The sequence below is a fragment of the Phenylobacterium sp. genome (assembly GCF_030679875.1).
In the GTDB taxonomy this organism is placed as follows: Bacteria; Pseudomonadota; Alphaproteobacteria; order Caulobacterales; family Caulobacteraceae; genus Phenylobacterium.
Genome location: NZ_JAUXSP010000012.1, coordinates 179703 through 194792, shown reverse-complemented (window position 1 = coordinate 194792; position 15090 = coordinate 179703). Strand labels below are relative to the sequence as shown.

The following is a 15090-nucleotide window of genomic DNA, read 5'->3' as shown; positions in this document are numbered from 1 at the left end:
GCCTGCGCTTCGCCATCCGCGAGGGCGGCCGCACCGTCGGCGCCGGCGTCGTGGCCAAGATCACCGAATAGTCGAAGGCCTCACAGCCAGACACGAAGGCCAAGGCCGTCGGGGGAAACCCCGGCGGCCTTTTCCTTGGGCTGCGAGCTTGCTAGAGCCCGGTGACCCCCGCGGGTGACGGCGATGTCATGACCGCGAATTAAGCTGTGCGGGGCGCCGTCCAGGGCTAGCTTTTCCCCAGATAGACAAAAGGGGAGCAGCCCATGGGCCGTTCGATCACCGTTTTCAGCCTGGCCCTCGCCAGTCTCGCCGTCGCCAGTCTCGCCCTCCCAGGCGCCGCTCAGGCCGCGTCCGTAGAGGTTCGCGATGCGGTCGCCCGGGTTGTGGTGACCCCAGAGGCGCGCAGCGATATCCGCGTCGATATCCTGACCACCAATCCCAGCCTGCCGCTGAGCGTCCGCACTCAAGGCGATCTCGTGCTGATCGACGGCAATCTGAACCGGGGCATCCGCGCTTGCGGCGCCAGGGCGGGCCGCCCCTCGGCGACCGTGACGGGTGTTGGCGAGGTGGCCTATGCCGACATGCCGCAGATTCTGATCCGCACCCCTATGGACGTGGATATCAAGGTCGGTGGGGCGGTGTTCGGCGCCGTCGGCCGAAGCCAGAGTCTCAAAATCTCCAACGCCGGCTGCGGCGACTGGACCCTGGCCAACGTCACCGGGGCCCTGGAGGCCTCGCAGGCCGGTTCTGGCGACATGCGCATGGGGTCGGCGGGCTCAGCCACCCTGCGCGTGGCGGGTTCAGGGGACATGGCCGTGCGTCGGGTCAACGGCCCCCTGGAGGCCGACGTGGCGGGCTCTGGAGACATCAAGGTGGCCCACGTGTCCGGACCGCGCCTGGAGGCCCGGGTGGCCGGCTCAGGCGACGTACAGGTGGGTGAGGGACAGGTCGACGCCATGACGGCCACTGTGGCCGGGTCAGGGGACGTCCGCTTTGACGGCGAGGCCGGCGCCTTGAAGGCCTCGGTGGTGGGATCGGGCGACGTCCGCGTCCGCCGGGTCCGGGGGTCTGTCGACCGATCGGTCATCGGATCGGGGGAAGTGCGGGTCGAGCAGGCATCTTAAGGGGAGGGGAGGGCTCGCAGGCCTTGACGCAGGCGAGTCGCCTCTGTACTACCGCGCTTCCTGTTGGACCGGCTGTGCGGCTTCTGTCGCAGACGCGGTCCGCGGAACGACCTTAGGCCGCGACATATACAGCGGTCTTGGGGGTAGCCTTCGCGGCGACGCGCGGGCCGAATTCGTTTTTGCGGGCTACGCGTACGGCGCCTCTTGCTTTGGGGGTTCCGGAGTTGGTCTTTGAAATGGTCAAAGTCACGCGGGCGGACCGCCGTCTGTAGGGAAAATTAAGAGCGATATGGATCGTCAGAACATCCGCATCCGGCTCAAGGCCTTCGATCACCGCGTGCTGGATCATTCCACGCGCGAGATCGTAAACACGGCTAAGCGCACCGGCGCCACCGTCAGGGGTCCCATCCCCCTGCCGACCCTCATCGAGAAATTCACCGTCAACCGCTCGCCGCACATCGACAAGAAGTCGCGCGAGCAGTTTGAAATCCGCACGCATAAACGCGTGCTCGACATCGTCGACCCCACCCCGCAGACCGTGGACGCGCTCATGAAGCTCGACCTGTCCGCTGGCGTGGACGTCGAGATCAAGCTCTAAGGGGTCCAGCCGATGCGTACCGGCGTGATCGCCAAAAAGCTGGGCATGGCGCGCTTCTTCGATGAAAGCGGCGTCCATGTTCCCGTCACGGTCCTGAGCCTCGAAGGCTGTCAGGTCGTGGCGCAGCGCACCCAGGAGAAGGATGGCTACGTCGCCCTCCAGCTCGGCGCTGGCTTCAAGAAGCCCAAGAACACCACCAAGGCCCTGCGCGGCCACTTCGCCAAGGGCGAGGTGGAGCCGAAGCGCACGCTCGGTGAATTCCGCGTGTCTGAAGACAACCTCGTCGATGTCGGCGCTGAATTGAGCGCTGAACACTATGTCCCCGGCCAGAAGGTCGATGTGACGGGCGTGACCATCGGTAAGGGTTTCGCCGGCGCCATGAAGCGCTGGAACTTCGGCGGCATGCGCGCCACCCACGGCGTGTCGGTGTCCCACCGGGCCCACGGCTCGACGGGGCAGCGGCAGGATCCGGGCAAGACCTTCAAGGGCAAGAAGATGGCCGGCCACTACGGGGTCGAGACCGTCACCACCTTGAACCTCACGGTCTGGCGGGTGGACGCTGAGCGCAACCTCATCCTGGTCAAGGGCGCTGTCCCCGGCTCGGAAGGCTCCTATGTCAAGATCCGCGACGCGGTGAAGTCGGCCCTGCCGGCTGACGCGCCGAAGCCGGCTGGCGTCCGCACGTCCGGCGCCCAGGCGTCCGCGCCTGCGGCCGAAGAAGCCCCGGCTCAAGAGCCGGCTGCGGAGGGGCAGGAATAATGAAGCTCGACGTCATCACCCTCGACGGCGGCAAGGGCGGCTCGATTGAGCTGTCCGACGCCATCTTCGGCATCGAAGATATCCGCGGCGACATCCTGCAGCGTTGCGTGACCTGGCAGCTCGCCAAGCGCCGCGCCGGCACCCACAAGATCCAGGTGCGCAACGAAGTCTCGCGCACCGGCAAGAAGATGTACAAGCAGAAGGGCACCGGCGGCGCCCGTCACGGCTCGCGCCGGGCGGCTCAGTTCGTCGGCGGCGCCAAGGCCCACGGTCCCGTGGTCCGCAGCCACGCCTTTGACCTGCCCAAGAAGATCCGCGCCATGGCGCTCCGTCACGCCCTGTCCTCCAAGGCCAAGGCCGGCGCCCTCGTGGTGCTGGACTCCGTGGTCATCACCGAGGCCAAGACCGCGGCGCTGCGCGCCAACTTCGCCAAGCTCGGCCTGACCAATGCTCTGGTCATCGCCGGTCCCGAGGTGGACGGCAACTTCCGGCTGGCCGCGCGCAACATCCCCAATGTGGACGTCCTGCCGAACGCCGGCCTGAACGTCTACGACGTGCTGCGTCGCCACACCCTGGTCCTGACCAAGGACGCGGTGGATGCGATCAATGCGCGGTTCTCTGAGAAGGAAGCTGCGTGATGGCTGAGCCGACCGCCCGCCACTACGACACCGTCCTGGCGCCGGTGATCACCGAAAAGGCGACCCTGCTTTCCGAGCAGAACAAGGTCGTCTTCCGGGTCGCCGCCGATGCGTCCAAGGATGAGATCGCCGCCGCTGTCGAAACGCTGTTCAAGGTCACCGTGACCAAGGTCAACACCTTGAACGTCAAGGGTAAGACCAAGCGTTTCCGCGGCATCACCGGTCGTCGTTCCGACGTCAAGAAAGCCATCGTGACGCTGGCCGAAGGCCAGTCGATCGACATTACTACGGGGCTCTGATCCGATGGCCTTGAAGCAATTTAATCCGACATCGCCTGGCCGTCGCGGCCTGGTGCTGGTCGACAAGTCCGAGCTCCACAAGGGCCGGCCTGAGAAGTCCCTCGTCGAGGGTCTGACCAAGTCCGGCGGACGTGGTGGCGGCGGCCGTATCGCGGTGCGTTTCCGCGGCGGCGGCGCCAAGCGTCTGTACCGCAAGGTCGACTTCAAGCGTCGCAAGTTCGACGTGGTCGGCGTGGTGGAGCGTCTGGAGTATGACCCCAACCGTACCGCCTTCATCGCTCTGGTGAAGTATGCCGATGGTGAGCTGGCCTATATCCTGGCCCCGCAGCGCCTGAAGGCCGGTGACGAGGTGATCGCCTCCGAAAAGGCTGACGTGAAGCCGGGCAACGCCATGCCTCTTCGCGGCATGCCCATCGGCACGATCATCCACAACATCGAGCTGAAGCCCCTCAAGGGCGGCCAGGTCGCCCGTTCGGCCGGGGCCTACGCCCAGCTGGTCGGCCGTGACGCCGGCTACGCTCAGATCCGCCTGAACTCCGGCGAGCTTCGGATGGTCCAGGACACCTGCATGGCTACGGTCGGCGCAGTGTCCAACCAGGACCATATGAACGAAGTCCTGGGCAAGGCTGGCCGCTCGCGTCACAAGGGCCGTCGTCCTCACGTTCGCGGCGTCGCCATGAACCCGATCGACCACCCCCATGGTGGTGGTGAAGGCCGGACCTCCGGCGGTCGCCACCCGGTGACCCCGTGGGGCAAGCCGACCAAGGGGCGCAAGACCCGCACCAACAAGACGACGGATAAGTTCATCATCCGCTCGCGCCATGCTCGGAAGGCCCGCTAAGTCATGACCCGCTCCGTCTGGAAAGGTCCGTTTGTCGACGGATACCTGCTCAAGAAGGCCGAAGCTGCTCAAAGCTCCGGCCGCAAGGACACGATCAAGACCTGGTCGCGTCGCTCCACCATCATGCCGCAATTCGTCGGCCTGACCTTCGGCGTCCATAACGGCCACAAGCATGTGCCGGTGATGGTCTCCGAAGAGATGGTCGGCATGAAGTTCGGCGAATTCGCTCCGACCCGGTATTTCCCGGGCCACGCGGCCGACAAGAAGGCCAAGAGGAAGTAGTCATGGCCAAGCAAGCGAAAGCGCGCCGCCTGGCGTCCGTCGAGGCCATGGCCAAGGTTCGGACCCTGCGGATCAGCCCTCAGAAGCTGAACCTGGTGGCCCAGTCGATCCGTGGCCTCAAGGTCCAGCAGGCGCTGAACGAGCTCGAATTCAGCCATAAGCGCATCGCCCGCGATGTGCGCAAGGCTCTGTATTCGGCCGTCTCCAACGCCGAGAACAACCACAACCTCGACATCGACACCCTCGTCGTCGCCGAGGCCTTCGTGGGCAAGAACCTGGTGATGAAGCGCTTCCATGCCCGTGCGCGTGGACGCGCCTCGCGGGTCGAGAAGCCCTTCTCCGAGATCACCATCGTGGTCCGCGAACTTGGTGAGGCCGCCTGATGGGTCAGAAAATCAATCCAGTCGGGCTTCGCCTCGGCATCAACCGCACCTGGGACAGCCGCTGGTTCGCCGACGGTCGTGACTATGGACGGCTGCTGCACGAAGACCTGAAGATCCGCAAGGAACTGAAGAAGCGCCTGCTGCAGGCCGGCGTTTCGCGCATCATCATCGAGCGTCCGCACAAGAAGTGCCGCATCACCATCTATGCGGCGCGTCCCGGCGTGATCATCGGCAAGAAGGGCGCCGACATCGACAAGCTCCGCAAGGACCTGTCGGCCCTGACTGATGGTGATGTGCACCTGAACATCGTCGAGATCCGCAAGCCGGAAACCGACGCCCAGCTGGTGGCCGAGAACATCGCCCAGCAGCTCGAGCGCCGGATCGCCTTCCGTCGCGCCATGAAGCGTTCCATGCAGTCGGCCATGCGCCTGGGCGCCAAGGGCGTCCGCATCAACGTTTCGGGCCGCCTCGGCGGCGCGGAAATCGCCCGGATGGAATGGTACCGCGAAGGTCGCGTTCCGTTGCACACCCTGCGTGCGGACATCGACTACGGTTTCGCTGAAGCCAAGACCACCTACGGCATTATTGGCGTGAAGGTCTGGGTCTTCAAAGGCGAAGTCCTCGAGCACGACCCCATGGCTCTGGATAAGCGCCTGGCCACCGAGTCCGGCCCGGCCGGCGAGGGTGGTGGCCGTGGTGATCGTGGCGACCGTGGCCCGCGCCGCGACCGCCGCGACCAGGCTGGCGCGTAAGGATTACTTGTCATGCTGTCTCCTAAGAAGACCAAGTTTCGGAAGCAGTTCAAAGGTCGCATCCATGGTGCGGCCAAGGGCGGCTTCACGCTGAACTTCGGCTCGTATGGCCTGAAGTCCCTCGAGCCGGAACGCGTCACCGCGCGCCAGATCGAGGCCGCTCGTCGGGCGATCACTCGCCAGATGAAGCGTCAGGGCCGGGTGTGGATCCGGATCTTCCCGGACCTTCCCGTCACCGACAAACCGGCCGAAGTCCGTATGGGCAAGGGCAAGGGGTCGGTGGAATATTGGGCCGCCCGGGTTCACCCCGGCCGTATCATGTTCGAGATCGACGGGGTTCCCGACGATATCGCCCGTGAGGCCCTGCGCCTCGGCGCCGCCAAGCTGCCGGTGAAGACCCGTATCGTCACCCGCATCGATCCTATCGCGGAGCACGCGTGATGAAAGCCGCTGACGTCCGGGGCATGAGCCCCGACCAGATCGCCGACTCGCTGCTGAACCTGAAGAAGGAGCAGTTCAACCTGCGCTTCCAGGCGGCGACCGGCCAGGTGGAGAAGACCCACCGAGTCAACGAGATCCGCAAGGACATCGCCCGGCTGAAGACCATCCTGCGCGGCAAGCAGGCTTCGGCCTAAGGAGACCATTGATGCCGAAACGTATTCTGGAAGGCGTGGTCGTTTCCGATAAGGGCGACAAGACCATCGTGGTCCGTGTCGAGCGCACCATCCTGCACCCGGTTCTGAAGAAGATCGTCCGTCGTTCGAAGCGCTATCACGCGCACGACGAGGGCAACACGTACAAGCTCGGCGAGCGTGCTCGGATCATCGAGTGCGCACCGAAGTCCAAGCTCAAGACCTGGGAGGTTCTGCCTAAGCAGACCGCCCAGTCAGCGACATAAGAGAGGATCGCTTCTAATGATCCAGATGCAGACTAACCTCGAAGTCGCCGATAATTCCGGCGCCCGTCGTGTGATGTGCATCAAAGTCCTGGGCGGCGCCGGTCGGCGTTACGCCGGCGTGGGCGACAAGATTGTCGTCTCCGTTAAGGAAGCCATCCCGCGTGGTCGCGTGAAGAAGGGCGACGTTCTGCAGGCCATCGTGGTCCGCACCTCGTCGGCCATCAAGCGCAAGGATGGTTCGGTCATCCGCTTCGACAAGAACGCGGCGGTGATCGTCAACAAGCAGAGCGAGCCGATCGGCACGCGGATCTTCGGCCCGGTTCCCCGTGAACTGCGCGCCAAGAACCACATGAAGATCATCTCGCTCGCGCCTGAGGTGCTGTAATGGCCGCAAAGATCAAGAAGGGCGACCGCGTCGTCGTCCTGACCGGCAAGGACAAGGGCCGTCAGGGCTCCGTCGTCCGCGTGATGCCGAAGGAAGAACGCGTCGTGGTGGAAGGCCTGAACATGGTTCAGCGTCACACCCGTCCGACACAGGGCGATCCCCAGGGTGGGATCAAGAACAAGGAAGCGCCGCTTCACGTCTCGAACGTGGCCATTGTCGACTCCAACGGTAAGCCGACCCGCGTCGGCTTCAAGGTGGATGGCGACAAGAAGGTTCGCGTCGCCAAGACGACCGGCGAGGTTATCAATGGCTGATCAGGCTTATGAACCCCGGCTGAAAACCGAATATCGTCAGCGCATCCGCGCGGCGATGAAGGAACAGTTCGGCTACACCAACGAAATGCAGATCCCCAAGCTGGACAAGATCGTCCTGAACATGGGCGTCGGCGAAGCGGTGGCTGATAGCAAGAAGATCCAGTCGGCCATCACCGACCTGACCAAGATTGCTGGTCAGAAGCCCGCGTCCACCCGCGCCCGCCAGTCCATCGCCGGCTTCAAGCTGCGCGAGAACATGGTGATCGGCGCCAAGGTGACCCTGCGCAAGGATCGGATGTACGAGTTCCTCGACCGCCTGGTGACCATCGCCCTGCCGCGGGTGAAGGATTTCCGCGGCCTGAAGCCGACCTCGTTCGATGGCTATGGCAACTACGCCATGGGCCTGAAGGAGCACCTGGTGTTCCCCGAGATCAACTATGACCAGATCGATCAGGTCTGGGGCATGGACATCATCGTCTGCACGACTGCGAAGACCGACGACGAAGCCCGACAGCTTCTCCGGGAATTCCAGTTCCCGTTCAACGCTTAGGAACGGGGAAGGATAGAAGACATGGCCAAGAAAAGCGCAGTCAACCGCAACGAGAAGGTCAAGGCCCTCGTCAAGCAATACGCCGAGAAGCGCGCCGCGCTCAAGGCGATCGCCAACGACGAGAGCCTGCCTCTGGAAGAGCGTTTCGAAGCTCGCCTGAAGCTGGCCGAGCTGCCGCGCAGCTCGTCCAAGGTGCGTATTCGCAACCGTTGCGACGTCACCGGCCGCCCGCGCGGCTACTATCGTAAGCTGAGGATGAGCCGGATCGCCCTGCGCGATCTCGGTTCGGCGGGGTTGATCCCCGGCCTCGTCAAGTCGAGCTGGTAGGAGGGGCCCATGGTGAACGACCCCATTGGCGATCTGATCGCCCGTATCAAGAACGCCGCGATGCGCGGCCGCAGCAAGTGCTCTACGCCGGCTTCGAAGATGCGCGCGCGCGTCCTCGACGTGCTGGCCGAGGAGGGCTACATCCGCGGCTATCAGCTGGTGCAGAAGCCAGGCGCCTTCCCGGAGTTCGAGATCGAACTCAAGTACTTCGACGGCGCGCCGGTGATCGTTGAGATCCGTCGCGTGTCCAAGCCGGGCCGCCGCGTCTATTCGTCGATCAAGGACCTGAAGCCGATCAAGAACGGCCTCGGGATCTCGATCCTGTCGACGCCCAAGGGCGTCATGTCCGACACCGCCGCCCGCGACGCTAATGTGGGTGGTGAAGTGCTCTGCAGGGTCTACTGATATGTCTCGTATCGGAAAGAAGACGGTTCCCGTCCCGAACGGGGTGCAGGCGACGATCGCCGGTCAGAAGGTCACAGTGAAGGGCCCCAAGGGGCAACTTTCCTGGACGGTCGCCGACGAGATCGAGATCCGCGAGGAAGGCGGCGAGCTGGTTCTGGCCAAGAAGGTCGAGACCACCCGCGCCCAGTCCATGTGGGGTCTGTCCCGCACCCTGGTCAGCAACATGGTCGTCGGTGTCACCGAGGGCTATGAGCGGACCCTGGAACTGGTCGGCGTCGGCTATCGCGCAGCGATGAAGGGCGAAGCGCTCTCCATGCAGCTGGGCTTCAGCCATGACGTCGAGATCAAAGCCCCGGAGGGGGTGGCCTTCGCCACGCCCAAGCAGACCGAAGTCAAGATCAGCGGCATCGACAAGCAGCTGGTCGGTGAAACTGCGGCCCGCATTCGCCGGATCCGTCCGCCTGAGCCTTACAAGGGCAAGGGTGTTCGTTACGCGGGCGAAAAGGTCCGTCGTAAGGAAGGCAAGAAGAAGTAAGCCATGGCGCTCTCTCCTCGTGACACCTCCAAGCGCCGCGCCGAGCGGAATCGCCGGCGTCTTCGCTCGCTCTCCAACGGCCGTCCGCGTCTGTCGGTCTTCCGTTCGGACAAGAACATCTACGCCCAGGTCATCGATGATGAACGCGGCGTGACCCTGGCGGCGGCCTCGTCCTTGGAAGGCGATAAGCCGGCCAAGGGCTCCGACAAGGACGCCGCGGCTCGCGTCGGCGCCCTGGTTGCTCAGCGCGCCATCGAAAAAGGCGTCAAGGACGTCGTCTTCGATCGGGGCGGCTACATTTTTCACGGCCGGATCAAGGCGCTGGCCGATGCCGCGCGTGAAGCCGGCTTGAACTTCTAGGGGTAAGCGAATGGCTCGTGGAAACGAACGCGGCGGCGGCGATCGCCGGGACCGCAATCGCGGGAACCCCGCTGACGATCGCGCCGACAGCGACATCGTCGAAAAGCTGGTGCACATCAACCGCGTCGCGGCGACCGTGAAGGGGGGCCGCAGGTTCTCCTTCGCCGCCCTGATGGTTGTGGGCGATCAAAAGGGCCGGGTCGGCTTTGGTCATGGCAAGGCGCGTGAAGTGCCTGAGGCCATCCGCAAGGCGACCGAAGAGGCCAAGAAGTCCATGATCCGCGTGCCGCTGCGCGAAAGCCGCACGCTGCACCACGACGGCAATGGCCGTTGGGGCGCGGGCAAGGTGATGGTCCGCGCGGCGCCTCCCGGCACCGGCGTCATCGCCGGCGGTCCGATGCGCGCGGTTCTGGAAACCCTCGGGGTCCAGGACGTGGTCGGCAAGTCGGTGGGCTCCTCCAACCCCTACAACATGGTGCGCGCCACCTTTGAGGCCCTCAAGGCCCAGGCGTCGCCGCGCCAGGTCGCCGCCAAGCGCGGCAAGAAGGTCAGCGATGTGATCGGCCGCCGTTCTGACGGCGCCTCGGCCGAGAGCGCCGTCGCCGCCGACGCCGAAGGATAAGCGATATGGCCAGCATCACTGTTCGTCAGACCGCCAGCCCCATCCGCCGGGCCAAGGATCAGCGCGCCACCCTGGTGGGCCTGGGCCTGAACCGGGTGGGTCGGGTCGCCACCTTGGATGACACGCCCTCAGTGCGTGGCATGATCCGCAAGGTGCAGCACATGGTTGAGGTGGTGGAGGGCTAGACCTTTCATCCCAAGACCCTGGCTCCCATATGGGGAGCTGGATTTCAGCCGAGTCGGGGCCATGCCCCGGCGACAGATCTCGTCAGGAGAGGCGACTATGACCAAGCTTAATGAACTTGCGCCCCGCGAAGGCTCCGTCAAGGGCCGCATGCGCGTCGGCCGTGGCCCGGGTTCGGGCAAGGGCAAGACCGGCGGCCGTGGCGTCAAGGGCCAGAAGTCCCGGACCGGCGTGTCCATCGCCGGGTTCGAGGGCGGCCAGATGCCGCTCCACATGCGCATGCCCAAGCGCGGCTTCAACGTCCATCGCCCGAAGGATTTCGCCGAGGTGAACCTGTGGCGCCTCGAGCAGGCCATTACGGCCGGCAAGCTGGACATCAAGTCGGCCATCGACGCCAAGGCCCTGGTGGCCGCCGGCGTTCTGCGCCGCGAGCGGGACGGGGTCCGTCTGCTCGGCAAGGGCGAGATCACGTCCAAGATCGACATCACTGTCTATTCCGCCTCGGCCTCGGCGATCGCCGCGGTCGAAAAGGCGGGGGGCAAGGTGACCACCCTGCGCCCGCAGGCTGAAGCCGAATCGGAAGGCTGAGGCCGACGGACGCCCCTAAGCGCTTTCCGCTTTCCGCCGGGCGACCGGCGGGGGCGGGGACGCATTCATCGCGCATCTGGCCTTGGCCAGATGACATGCGCCCGGGCCTCCCCTATGTGTGACCGGTTCTTAGACGCGGGGATCTAAATGGCTTCGGCCGCCGAACAACTCGCAGCCAATCTCAACTTCGGCGCCTTTCAGAAGGCGACGGAGCTGCACAAGCGGATCGGTTTCACGCTTCTGGCGATGATCGTTTATCGCCTGGGCACCTATATTCCGATCCCGGGCATTGATCCCATCGCCTTCGCCCAGGCCTTTGAAGGCCAGGCCAGCGGCATTCTCGGCATGTTCAACATGTTCTCCGGCGGCGCCGTGGAACGTATGGCGATCTTCGCCCTGAACGTGATGCCCTACATCTCGGCCTCGATCATCGTGCAGCTGCTCGGCGCGGTCTATCCGCCCTGGGAGAAGCTCCGGAAAGAGGGCGGGGAGGCTGGCCGCAAGACGCTCAACCAGTACACCCGCTATCTCACCGTCGTGCTGGCGGTGTTCCAGTCCTTTGGTATCGCCATGGGCCTGAGCGCGAGCCAGGGCCTGGTCCAGAGCCCGGGACCGTTCTTCATTGTCTCCACCGTGGTCACCCTGACCGGCGGCACGCTGTTCCTGATGTGGCTGGGTGAGCAGATCACCAGCCGTGGGGTTGGCAACGGCATCTCCCTGATCATCTTCGCCGGGATCGTCGCGGTCCTGCCGCGAGGCATCTGGCAGATGTTCTCCATGACCCGCACCGGGGCCCTGTCCGGGGTCGGTATGCTGCTGATCATGGGTATCGCCATCGCCGTGGTGATCGCCATTGTCTTCATGGAGCGCTCGCAGCGGCGGCTCCTGGTGCAATATCCCAAGCGCCAGCAGGGCAACCGCATGGTGGGCGGCGACACCTCTTTCCTGCCGCTGAAGATCAACACCGCCGGCGTCATTCCGCCGATCTTCGCCTCCAGCCTGCTGCTGCTGCCGACGACGGTGATGGGCTTCCTGGCGACAGCGGACCTGCCGCCCTGGGCGCAGTGGCTGCCCGGGACCGTCGGGGCCCTGCAGCATGGCCAGCCGCTGTTCATGGTGCTCTATGGCGCCCTGATCGTCTTCTTCTGCTTCTTCTACACCTCCATCGTTTTCAATCCGGACGACACGGCCGAGAACCTCCGAAAATACGGCGGCTTCCTGCCAGGAATCCGGCCCGGACGACGAACGGCGGAATATCTGGACTATGTGCTGACCCGTCTGACGGTGATCGGCGCGGCCTACATCACCATCGTCTGTCTGTTGCCTGAGGCTTTGATCGGATTTTACAACGCGCCCTTCTATCTTGGGGGCACATCGATCCTCATCGTGGTCACGGTCACCATGGATACGGTGACGCAGATCCAATCTCATTTGCTCGCCCACCAGTACGAAGGCCTCATCAAGAAGTCGAAACTGCGGGGCGGCCGCGGTCGGTCCTAAAGGAGGGCTGGTCGCCATACGCCGCGCCATTTCCGGCCGGTGGGGGAGGGTATTTCGAAAATGAATCTCATTCTGTTCGGACCGCCGGCGGCGGGGAAGGGCACCCAGGCCAAGCGGCTGGTGCAAGAGAAGGGCATGGTCCAGCTCTCCACCGGCGACATGCTGCGCGCGGCGATCGCTTCGGGCTCCGAGCTCGGCAAGCGGGTCGAGGGCATCATGCAGCGGGGCGACCTGGTCTCGGACGACATCGTGATCGCCCTGATCGAAGAACGTCTGGCTGAGGCTGAGAAGGCCGGCGGGGCCATCTTTGACGGCTTTCCGCGGACGCTCGCCCAGGCCCAGGCCCTCGACGCCATGCTGTCCAAGCGTGGCGCAAAGATTGACCTCGTCATCCGACTCAAGGTTGACGACCAGGCTCTGATGGAACGGATCGCCAGCCGGTATGCTGAGACGGGCCGACCTGACGACAATCCCGACAGCTTCAAGGTTCGCCTCGGAGCCTATAACGACCAGACCGCCCCCCTGCTGCCCTACTACCAGGACCAGAACAAACTGGTTGAGGTCGACGGCATGGAGACGATCGAGGCGGTGGCTCAGGCCATCGACCGGGCCATGGGGGCTCCGGCGTCCTAGGGCGCCGGGACCTTCGCAACCCAAAACGAAGGCTTCGGCATCCCCGGAGACTTCACCTTCGCCCACCGGGACCCACAGAAATGTGGCGTTCCGCCATTGACGGAAACGCAACGATCCATATAACGGAGCGCTTCCGCGAAAGGGCGCGAAGGACGCACGGCAACCTCCGGGTCGCCAGGCGCCGTTCGCGCATCTCTGCGTGACCAGGAGATTACCCCAGTGGCCCGCATCGCAGGCGTCAACATTCCGACTAACAAGCGCGTCGTGATCGCGCTGCAGTACATCCACGGCATCGGTCAGGCCAAGGCCGCCGAGATCGTCCATAAGGTTGGTCTCGAGCCCGCGCGGCGCGTGAACCAGCTGACGGACGCCGAGGTCCTGCAAATCCGTGAGACCATCGACCGCGACTACCTTGTCGAGGGCGATCTGCGCCGTGACACCGCGGTCAGCATCAAGCGTCTGATGGACCTGGCCTGCTATCGCGGCCTGCGCCACCGTAAGGGGCTGCCGGTTCGTGGTCAGCGGACCCACACCAATGCGCGCACCCGCAAGGGTCCATCCAAGCCGATCGCCGGCAAGAAGAAATAATAAGAGAGCTTAGCCGATGGCCAAAGAACCGGCGCGCGTCAAACGGCGTGAGCGCAAGAACATCACCTCTGGCGTGGCGCACGTGAACGCCTCGTTCAACAACACCATGATCACGATCACTGACGCGCAGGGGAACACCATCTCCTGGTCGTCGGCCGGGATGATGGGGTTCAAGGGCTCGCGGAAGTCGACTCCTTATGCCGCCCAGATGGCTGCCGAGGATGCGGGCCGCAAGGCCGCTGAGCATGGCGTCAAGACCTTGGAAGTGAACGTTTCCGGCCCGGGTTCGGGACGGGAATCGGCCCTGCGGGCGCTGCAGTCGGTCGGCATGACCATCACCACCATCCGTGATGTGACGCCGATTCCGCACAATGGCTGCCGTCCGCCGAAGCGCCGGCGCGTCTAAGGACTGGCCTCCGCATCCCCCAACGCCGGCCCGCGTTTCGCGGCCGGCGATCCTGCGTTTAGGGACACCCATCCGTGATCGAAAGAAACTGGAACGAGCTCATCCGTCCCGAGAAGCCGCAGATCGAGACCGGTACCGACGCCAGCCGCAAGGCCCGCATCGTCGCTGAACCTCTCGAGCGCGGCTTTGGCGTGACGCTGGGCAACAGCCTGCGGCGCGTGCTGCTCTCGTCGCTTCAGGGCGCGGCCGTGTCCGCCGTCCAGATCGACGGCGTCGTGCATGAGTTTTCCTCCCTCGAGGGCGTCCGCGAGGACGTCGTCGACATCGTGCTGAACATCAAGCAACTGGCGGTGCGCATGCACGCCGAAGGCCCCAAGCGCATGACACTGCGCGCCACGGGCCCGGGCGTGGTGACTGCCGGGCAGATCGAGACTCCCTCGGACATCGAGATCCTCAACCCCGACCACGTGCTCTGCACCCTGGATGACGGCGCCAATGTGCGCATGGAGTTCACCGTGCAGACCGGCAAGGGCTATGTGCCGGCTGAGATGAACCGCCCTGAGGACGCCCCCATCGGCCTGATCGCCGTGGACGCCCTCTATTCGCCGGTCAAGCGCGTCGCCTATCGCGTCGAGCCGACCCGTCAGGGCCAGAGCCTCGACTACGACAAGCTCATCATGGAAGTGGAGACCAACGGCGCGGTCAGCCCCGTTGATGCGGTGGCCTATGCCGCCCGCATTCTCCAGGACCAGCTGCAGATCTTCATCACCTTCGAAGAGCCGAAGAAGAAGGTCGAAGGCGAGGCCAAGCCGGAACTGCCGTTCAACCCGGCCCTGCTCAAGAAGGTCGACGAACTCGAACTGTCGGTCCGTTCGGCCAACTGCCTGAAGAACGACAATATCGTCTATATCGGCGACCTGATCCAGAAGACCGAAGCCGAGATGCTCCGCACCCCGAACTTCGGCCGCAAGTCGCTGAACGAGATCAAGGAAGTCCTCGCCGGCATGGCGCTGCACCTGGGCATGGATGTGCCCAACTGGCCGCCGGAAAACATCGAAGACCTCGCCAAGAAGTTCGAAGACCAGATGTAATCGCCTCGGCGCGTCGAGAGACGCCCCGA

28 protein-coding genes are annotated in these 15090 nt (G+C 64.5%); all 28 read left to right on the top strand.

Annotated features, from left to right (window positions below):
- On the top strand, positions 1–71 hold a 71-nt coding region (locus Q8K84_RS07940), incomplete at its 5' end, for a hypothetical protein (RefSeq protein ID WP_305282071.1).
- 192 nt (positions 72–263) lie between these two features.
- Positions 264–1124, top strand: a complete 861-nt coding sequence (locus Q8K84_RS07935) for a GIN domain-containing protein (RefSeq protein WP_305282062.1) — start codon at positions 264–266, stop codon at positions 1122–1124.
- A gap of 289 nt (positions 1125–1413) precedes the next feature.
- A complete protein-coding gene (rpsJ, locus tag Q8K84_RS07930; RefSeq protein ID WP_199616223.1) occupies positions 1414–1722 on the top strand; it encodes a 30S ribosomal protein S10 in 309 nt (102 codons plus the stop codon).
- A 12-nt stretch (positions 1723–1734) separates the two neighbouring features.
- Positions 1735–2481 (top strand): 50S ribosomal protein L3, encoded by a 747-nt coding sequence (gene rplC / locus Q8K84_RS07925; RefSeq protein ID WP_305282061.1) that lies wholly within the window; start codon positions 1735–1737, stop codon positions 2479–2481.
- Entirely contained in the window at positions 2481–3119 is a 639-nt protein-coding gene (gene rplD / locus Q8K84_RS07920) for a 50S ribosomal protein L4 (protein WP_305282060.1), read from the top strand. The genes rplC and rplD overlap by 1 nt, the downstream gene beginning before the upstream one ends.
- Entirely contained in the window at positions 3119–3418 is a 300-nt protein-coding gene (locus Q8K84_RS07915; protein WP_305282059.1) for a 50S ribosomal protein L23, read from the top strand. The genes rplD and Q8K84_RS07915 overlap by 1 nt, the downstream gene beginning before the upstream one ends.
- Positions 3419–3422: 4 nt before the next feature.
- Positions 3423–4259, top strand: a complete 837-nt coding sequence (gene rplB / locus Q8K84_RS07910; RefSeq protein WP_304755440.1) for a 50S ribosomal protein L2 — start codon at positions 3423–3425, stop codon at positions 4257–4259.
- Between the two features lie 3 nt (positions 4260–4262).
- Positions 4263–4541: a 30S ribosomal protein S19 gene (gene rpsS, locus Q8K84_RS07905; protein WP_305282058.1), complete on the top strand. Its 279-nt coding sequence runs from the start codon at positions 4263–4265 to the stop codon at positions 4539–4541.
- A 2-nt stretch (positions 4542–4543) separates the two neighbouring features.
- Complete coding sequence (gene rplV / locus Q8K84_RS07900) at positions 4544–4924, top strand: 50S ribosomal protein L22 (protein ID WP_304715935.1); 381 nt, start codon at positions 4544–4546, stop codon at positions 4922–4924.
- A complete protein-coding gene (gene rpsC, locus Q8K84_RS07895) occupies positions 4924–5676 on the top strand; it encodes a 30S ribosomal protein S3 (RefSeq protein ID WP_293319372.1) in 753 nt (250 codons plus the stop codon). Before rplV ends, rpsC begins: the two co-directional genes overlap by 1 nt.
- 12 nt (positions 5677–5688) lie before the next feature.
- Positions 5689–6117, top strand: coding sequence for a 50S ribosomal protein L16 (gene rplP, locus Q8K84_RS07890; RefSeq protein WP_293319370.1), 429 nt, complete (start codon positions 5689–5691; stop codon positions 6115–6117).
- Positions 6117–6311 (top strand): 50S ribosomal protein L29, encoded by a 195-nt coding sequence (gene rpmC, locus Q8K84_RS07885; RefSeq protein ID WP_305282057.1) that lies wholly within the window; start codon positions 6117–6119, stop codon positions 6309–6311. Before rplP ends, rpmC begins: the two co-directional genes overlap by 1 nt.
- A gap of 11 nt (positions 6312–6322) precedes the next feature.
- Positions 6323–6574, top strand: a complete 252-nt coding sequence (gene rpsQ, locus Q8K84_RS07880) for a 30S ribosomal protein S17 (RefSeq protein WP_305282056.1) — start codon at positions 6323–6325, stop codon at positions 6572–6574.
- Between the two features lie 16 nt (positions 6575–6590).
- Positions 6591–6959 carry a 50S ribosomal protein L14 gene (rplN, locus tag Q8K84_RS07875; RefSeq protein WP_056018090.1) on the top strand — a complete coding sequence of 123 codons (369 nt, stop codon included), beginning with the start codon at positions 6591–6593 and terminating at the stop codon, positions 6957–6959.
- On the top strand, positions 6959–7273 hold the full coding sequence (gene rplX / locus Q8K84_RS07870; RefSeq protein ID WP_296567842.1) for a 50S ribosomal protein L24: 315 nt from the start codon (positions 6959–6961) through the stop codon (positions 7271–7273). Before rplN ends, rplX begins: the two co-directional genes overlap by 1 nt.
- A complete protein-coding gene (gene rplE, locus Q8K84_RS07865) occupies positions 7266–7823 on the top strand; it encodes a 50S ribosomal protein L5 (protein ID WP_305282055.1) in 558 nt (185 codons plus the stop codon). Before rplX ends, rplE begins: the two co-directional genes overlap by 8 nt.
- A 21-nt stretch (positions 7824–7844) precedes the next feature.
- On the top strand, positions 7845–8150 hold the full coding sequence (rpsN, locus tag Q8K84_RS07860) for a 30S ribosomal protein S14 (RefSeq protein WP_305282054.1): 306 nt from the start codon (positions 7845–7847) through the stop codon (positions 8148–8150).
- 9 nt (positions 8151–8159) lie between these two features.
- A complete protein-coding gene (gene rpsH / locus Q8K84_RS07855; protein WP_305282053.1) occupies positions 8160–8555 on the top strand; it encodes a 30S ribosomal protein S8 in 396 nt (131 codons plus the stop codon).
- 1 nt (position 8556) lies between these two features.
- Entirely contained in the window at positions 8557–9090 is a 534-nt protein-coding gene (gene rplF, locus Q8K84_RS07850) for a 50S ribosomal protein L6 (RefSeq protein ID WP_305282052.1), read from the top strand.
- 3 nt (positions 9091–9093) lie between these two features.
- Positions 9094–9450 carry a 50S ribosomal protein L18 gene (gene rplR, locus Q8K84_RS07845; RefSeq protein ID WP_305282051.1) on the top strand — a complete coding sequence of 119 codons (357 nt, stop codon included), beginning with the start codon at positions 9094–9096 and terminating at the stop codon, positions 9448–9450.
- Positions 9451–9460: 10 nt separating this feature from the next.
- The gene (gene rpsE / locus Q8K84_RS07840) at positions 9461–10072 is read left to right on the top strand and encodes a 30S ribosomal protein S5 (protein ID WP_293319343.1); all 612 of its coding nucleotides are present in this window, start codon (positions 9461–9463) and stop codon (positions 10070–10072) included.
- 5 nt (positions 10073–10077) lie between these two features.
- Entirely contained in the window at positions 10078–10257 is a 180-nt protein-coding gene (gene rpmD / locus Q8K84_RS07835; RefSeq protein WP_370867854.1) for a 50S ribosomal protein L30, read from the top strand.
- A 97-nt stretch (positions 10258–10354) separates the two neighbouring features.
- Positions 10355–10843, top strand: coding sequence for a 50S ribosomal protein L15 (gene rplO, locus Q8K84_RS07830; RefSeq protein WP_305282050.1), 489 nt, complete (start codon positions 10355–10357; stop codon positions 10841–10843).
- A gap of 147 nt (positions 10844–10990) precedes the next feature.
- Positions 10991–12343: a preprotein translocase subunit SecY gene (gene secY / locus Q8K84_RS07825; protein WP_305282049.1), complete on the top strand. Its 1353-nt coding sequence runs from the start codon at positions 10991–10993 to the stop codon at positions 12341–12343.
- Between the two features lie 60 nt (positions 12344–12403).
- Entirely contained in the window at positions 12404–12976 is a 573-nt protein-coding gene (locus Q8K84_RS07820; RefSeq protein ID WP_305282048.1) for an adenylate kinase, read from the top strand.
- A gap of 219 nt (positions 12977–13195) precedes the next feature.
- Positions 13196–13564, top strand: coding sequence for a 30S ribosomal protein S13 (rpsM, locus tag Q8K84_RS07815; protein WP_305282047.1), 369 nt, complete (start codon positions 13196–13198; stop codon positions 13562–13564).
- A 16-nt stretch (positions 13565–13580) separates the two neighbouring features.
- The gene (rpsK, locus tag Q8K84_RS07810) at positions 13581–13970 is read left to right on the top strand and encodes a 30S ribosomal protein S11 (protein ID WP_183777088.1); all 390 of its coding nucleotides are present in this window, start codon (positions 13581–13583) and stop codon (positions 13968–13970) included.
- Between the two features lie 74 nt (positions 13971–14044).
- Positions 14045–15061 carry a DNA-directed RNA polymerase subunit alpha gene (locus tag Q8K84_RS07805; protein WP_305282046.1) on the top strand — a complete coding sequence of 339 codons (1017 nt, stop codon included), beginning with the start codon at positions 14045–14047 and terminating at the stop codon, positions 15059–15061.
- Positions 15062–15090 lie beyond the last annotated feature (29 nt).

What these genes read in the sequence shown, in the direction of transcription:
- Q8K84_RS07820 (WP_305282048.1), top strand. Translation starts at nt 12,404, where the DNA reads ATGAATCTCATTCTGTTCGGACCGCCGGCGGCGGGGAAGGGCACCCAG.
- rpsC (WP_293319372.1), top strand. Translation starts at nt 4,924, where the DNA reads ATGGGTCAGAAAATCAATCCAGTCGGGCTTCGCCTCGGCATCAACCGC.
- rplN (WP_056018090.1), top strand. Translation starts at nt 6,591, where the DNA reads ATGATCCAGATGCAGACTAACCTCGAAGTCGCCGATAATTCCGGCGCC.
- rplC (WP_305282061.1), top strand. Translation starts at nt 1,735, where the DNA reads ATGCGTACCGGCGTGATCGCCAAAAAGCTGGGCATGGCGCGCTTCTTC.
- rpsH (WP_305282053.1), top strand. Translation starts at nt 8,160, where the DNA reads ATGGTGAACGACCCCATTGGCGATCTGATCGCCCGTATCAAGAACGCC.
- rplB (WP_304755440.1), top strand. Translation starts at nt 3,423, where the DNA reads ATGGCCTTGAAGCAATTTAATCCGACATCGCCTGGCCGTCGCGGCCTG.
- Q8K84_RS07935 (WP_305282062.1), top strand. Translation starts at nt 264, where the DNA reads ATGGGCCGTTCGATCACCGTTTTCAGCCTGGCCCTCGCCAGTCTCGCC.
- rplD (WP_305282060.1), top strand. Translation starts at nt 2,481, where the DNA reads ATGAAGCTCGACGTCATCACCCTCGACGGCGGCAAGGGCGGCTCGATT.
- rplP (WP_293319370.1), top strand. Translation starts at nt 5,689, where the DNA reads ATGCTGTCTCCTAAGAAGACCAAGTTTCGGAAGCAGTTCAAAGGTCGC.
- rpsE (WP_293319343.1), top strand. Translation starts at nt 9,461, where the DNA reads ATGGCTCGTGGAAACGAACGCGGCGGCGGCGATCGCCGGGACCGCAAT.
- rplR (WP_305282051.1), top strand. Translation starts at nt 9,094, where the DNA reads ATGGCGCTCTCTCCTCGTGACACCTCCAAGCGCCGCGCCGAGCGGAAT.
- rpsN (WP_305282054.1), top strand. Translation starts at nt 7,845, where the DNA reads ATGGCCAAGAAAAGCGCAGTCAACCGCAACGAGAAGGTCAAGGCCCTC.
- rpsS (WP_305282058.1), top strand. Translation starts at nt 4,263, where the DNA reads ATGACCCGCTCCGTCTGGAAAGGTCCGTTTGTCGACGGATACCTGCTC.
- secY (WP_305282049.1), top strand. Translation starts at nt 10,991, where the DNA reads ATGGCTTCGGCCGCCGAACAACTCGCAGCCAATCTCAACTTCGGCGCC.
- rpmD (WP_370867854.1), top strand. Translation starts at nt 10,078, where the DNA reads ATGGCCAGCATCACTGTTCGTCAGACCGCCAGCCCCATCCGCCGGGCC.
- Q8K84_RS07915 (WP_305282059.1), top strand. Translation starts at nt 3,119, where the DNA reads ATGGCTGAGCCGACCGCCCGCCACTACGACACCGTCCTGGCGCCGGTG.
- rpmC (WP_305282057.1), top strand. Translation starts at nt 6,117, where the DNA reads ATGAAAGCCGCTGACGTCCGGGGCATGAGCCCCGACCAGATCGCCGAC.
- rplV (WP_304715935.1), top strand. Translation starts at nt 4,544, where the DNA reads ATGGCCAAGCAAGCGAAAGCGCGCCGCCTGGCGTCCGTCGAGGCCATG.
- rplF (WP_305282052.1), top strand. Translation starts at nt 8,557, where the DNA reads ATGTCTCGTATCGGAAAGAAGACGGTTCCCGTCCCGAACGGGGTGCAG.
- rpsK (WP_183777088.1), top strand. Translation starts at nt 13,581, where the DNA reads ATGGCCAAAGAACCGGCGCGCGTCAAACGGCGTGAGCGCAAGAACATC.
- rplX (WP_296567842.1), top strand. Translation starts at nt 6,959, where the DNA reads ATGGCCGCAAAGATCAAGAAGGGCGACCGCGTCGTCGTCCTGACCGGC.
- rplE (WP_305282055.1), top strand. Translation starts at nt 7,266, where the DNA reads ATGGCTGATCAGGCTTATGAACCCCGGCTGAAAACCGAATATCGTCAG.
- rpsQ (WP_305282056.1), top strand. Translation starts at nt 6,323, where the DNA reads ATGCCGAAACGTATTCTGGAAGGCGTGGTCGTTTCCGATAAGGGCGAC.
- rplO (WP_305282050.1), top strand. Translation starts at nt 10,355, where the DNA reads ATGACCAAGCTTAATGAACTTGCGCCCCGCGAAGGCTCCGTCAAGGGC.
- rpsJ (WP_199616223.1), top strand. Translation starts at nt 1,414, where the DNA reads ATGGATCGTCAGAACATCCGCATCCGGCTCAAGGCCTTCGATCACCGC.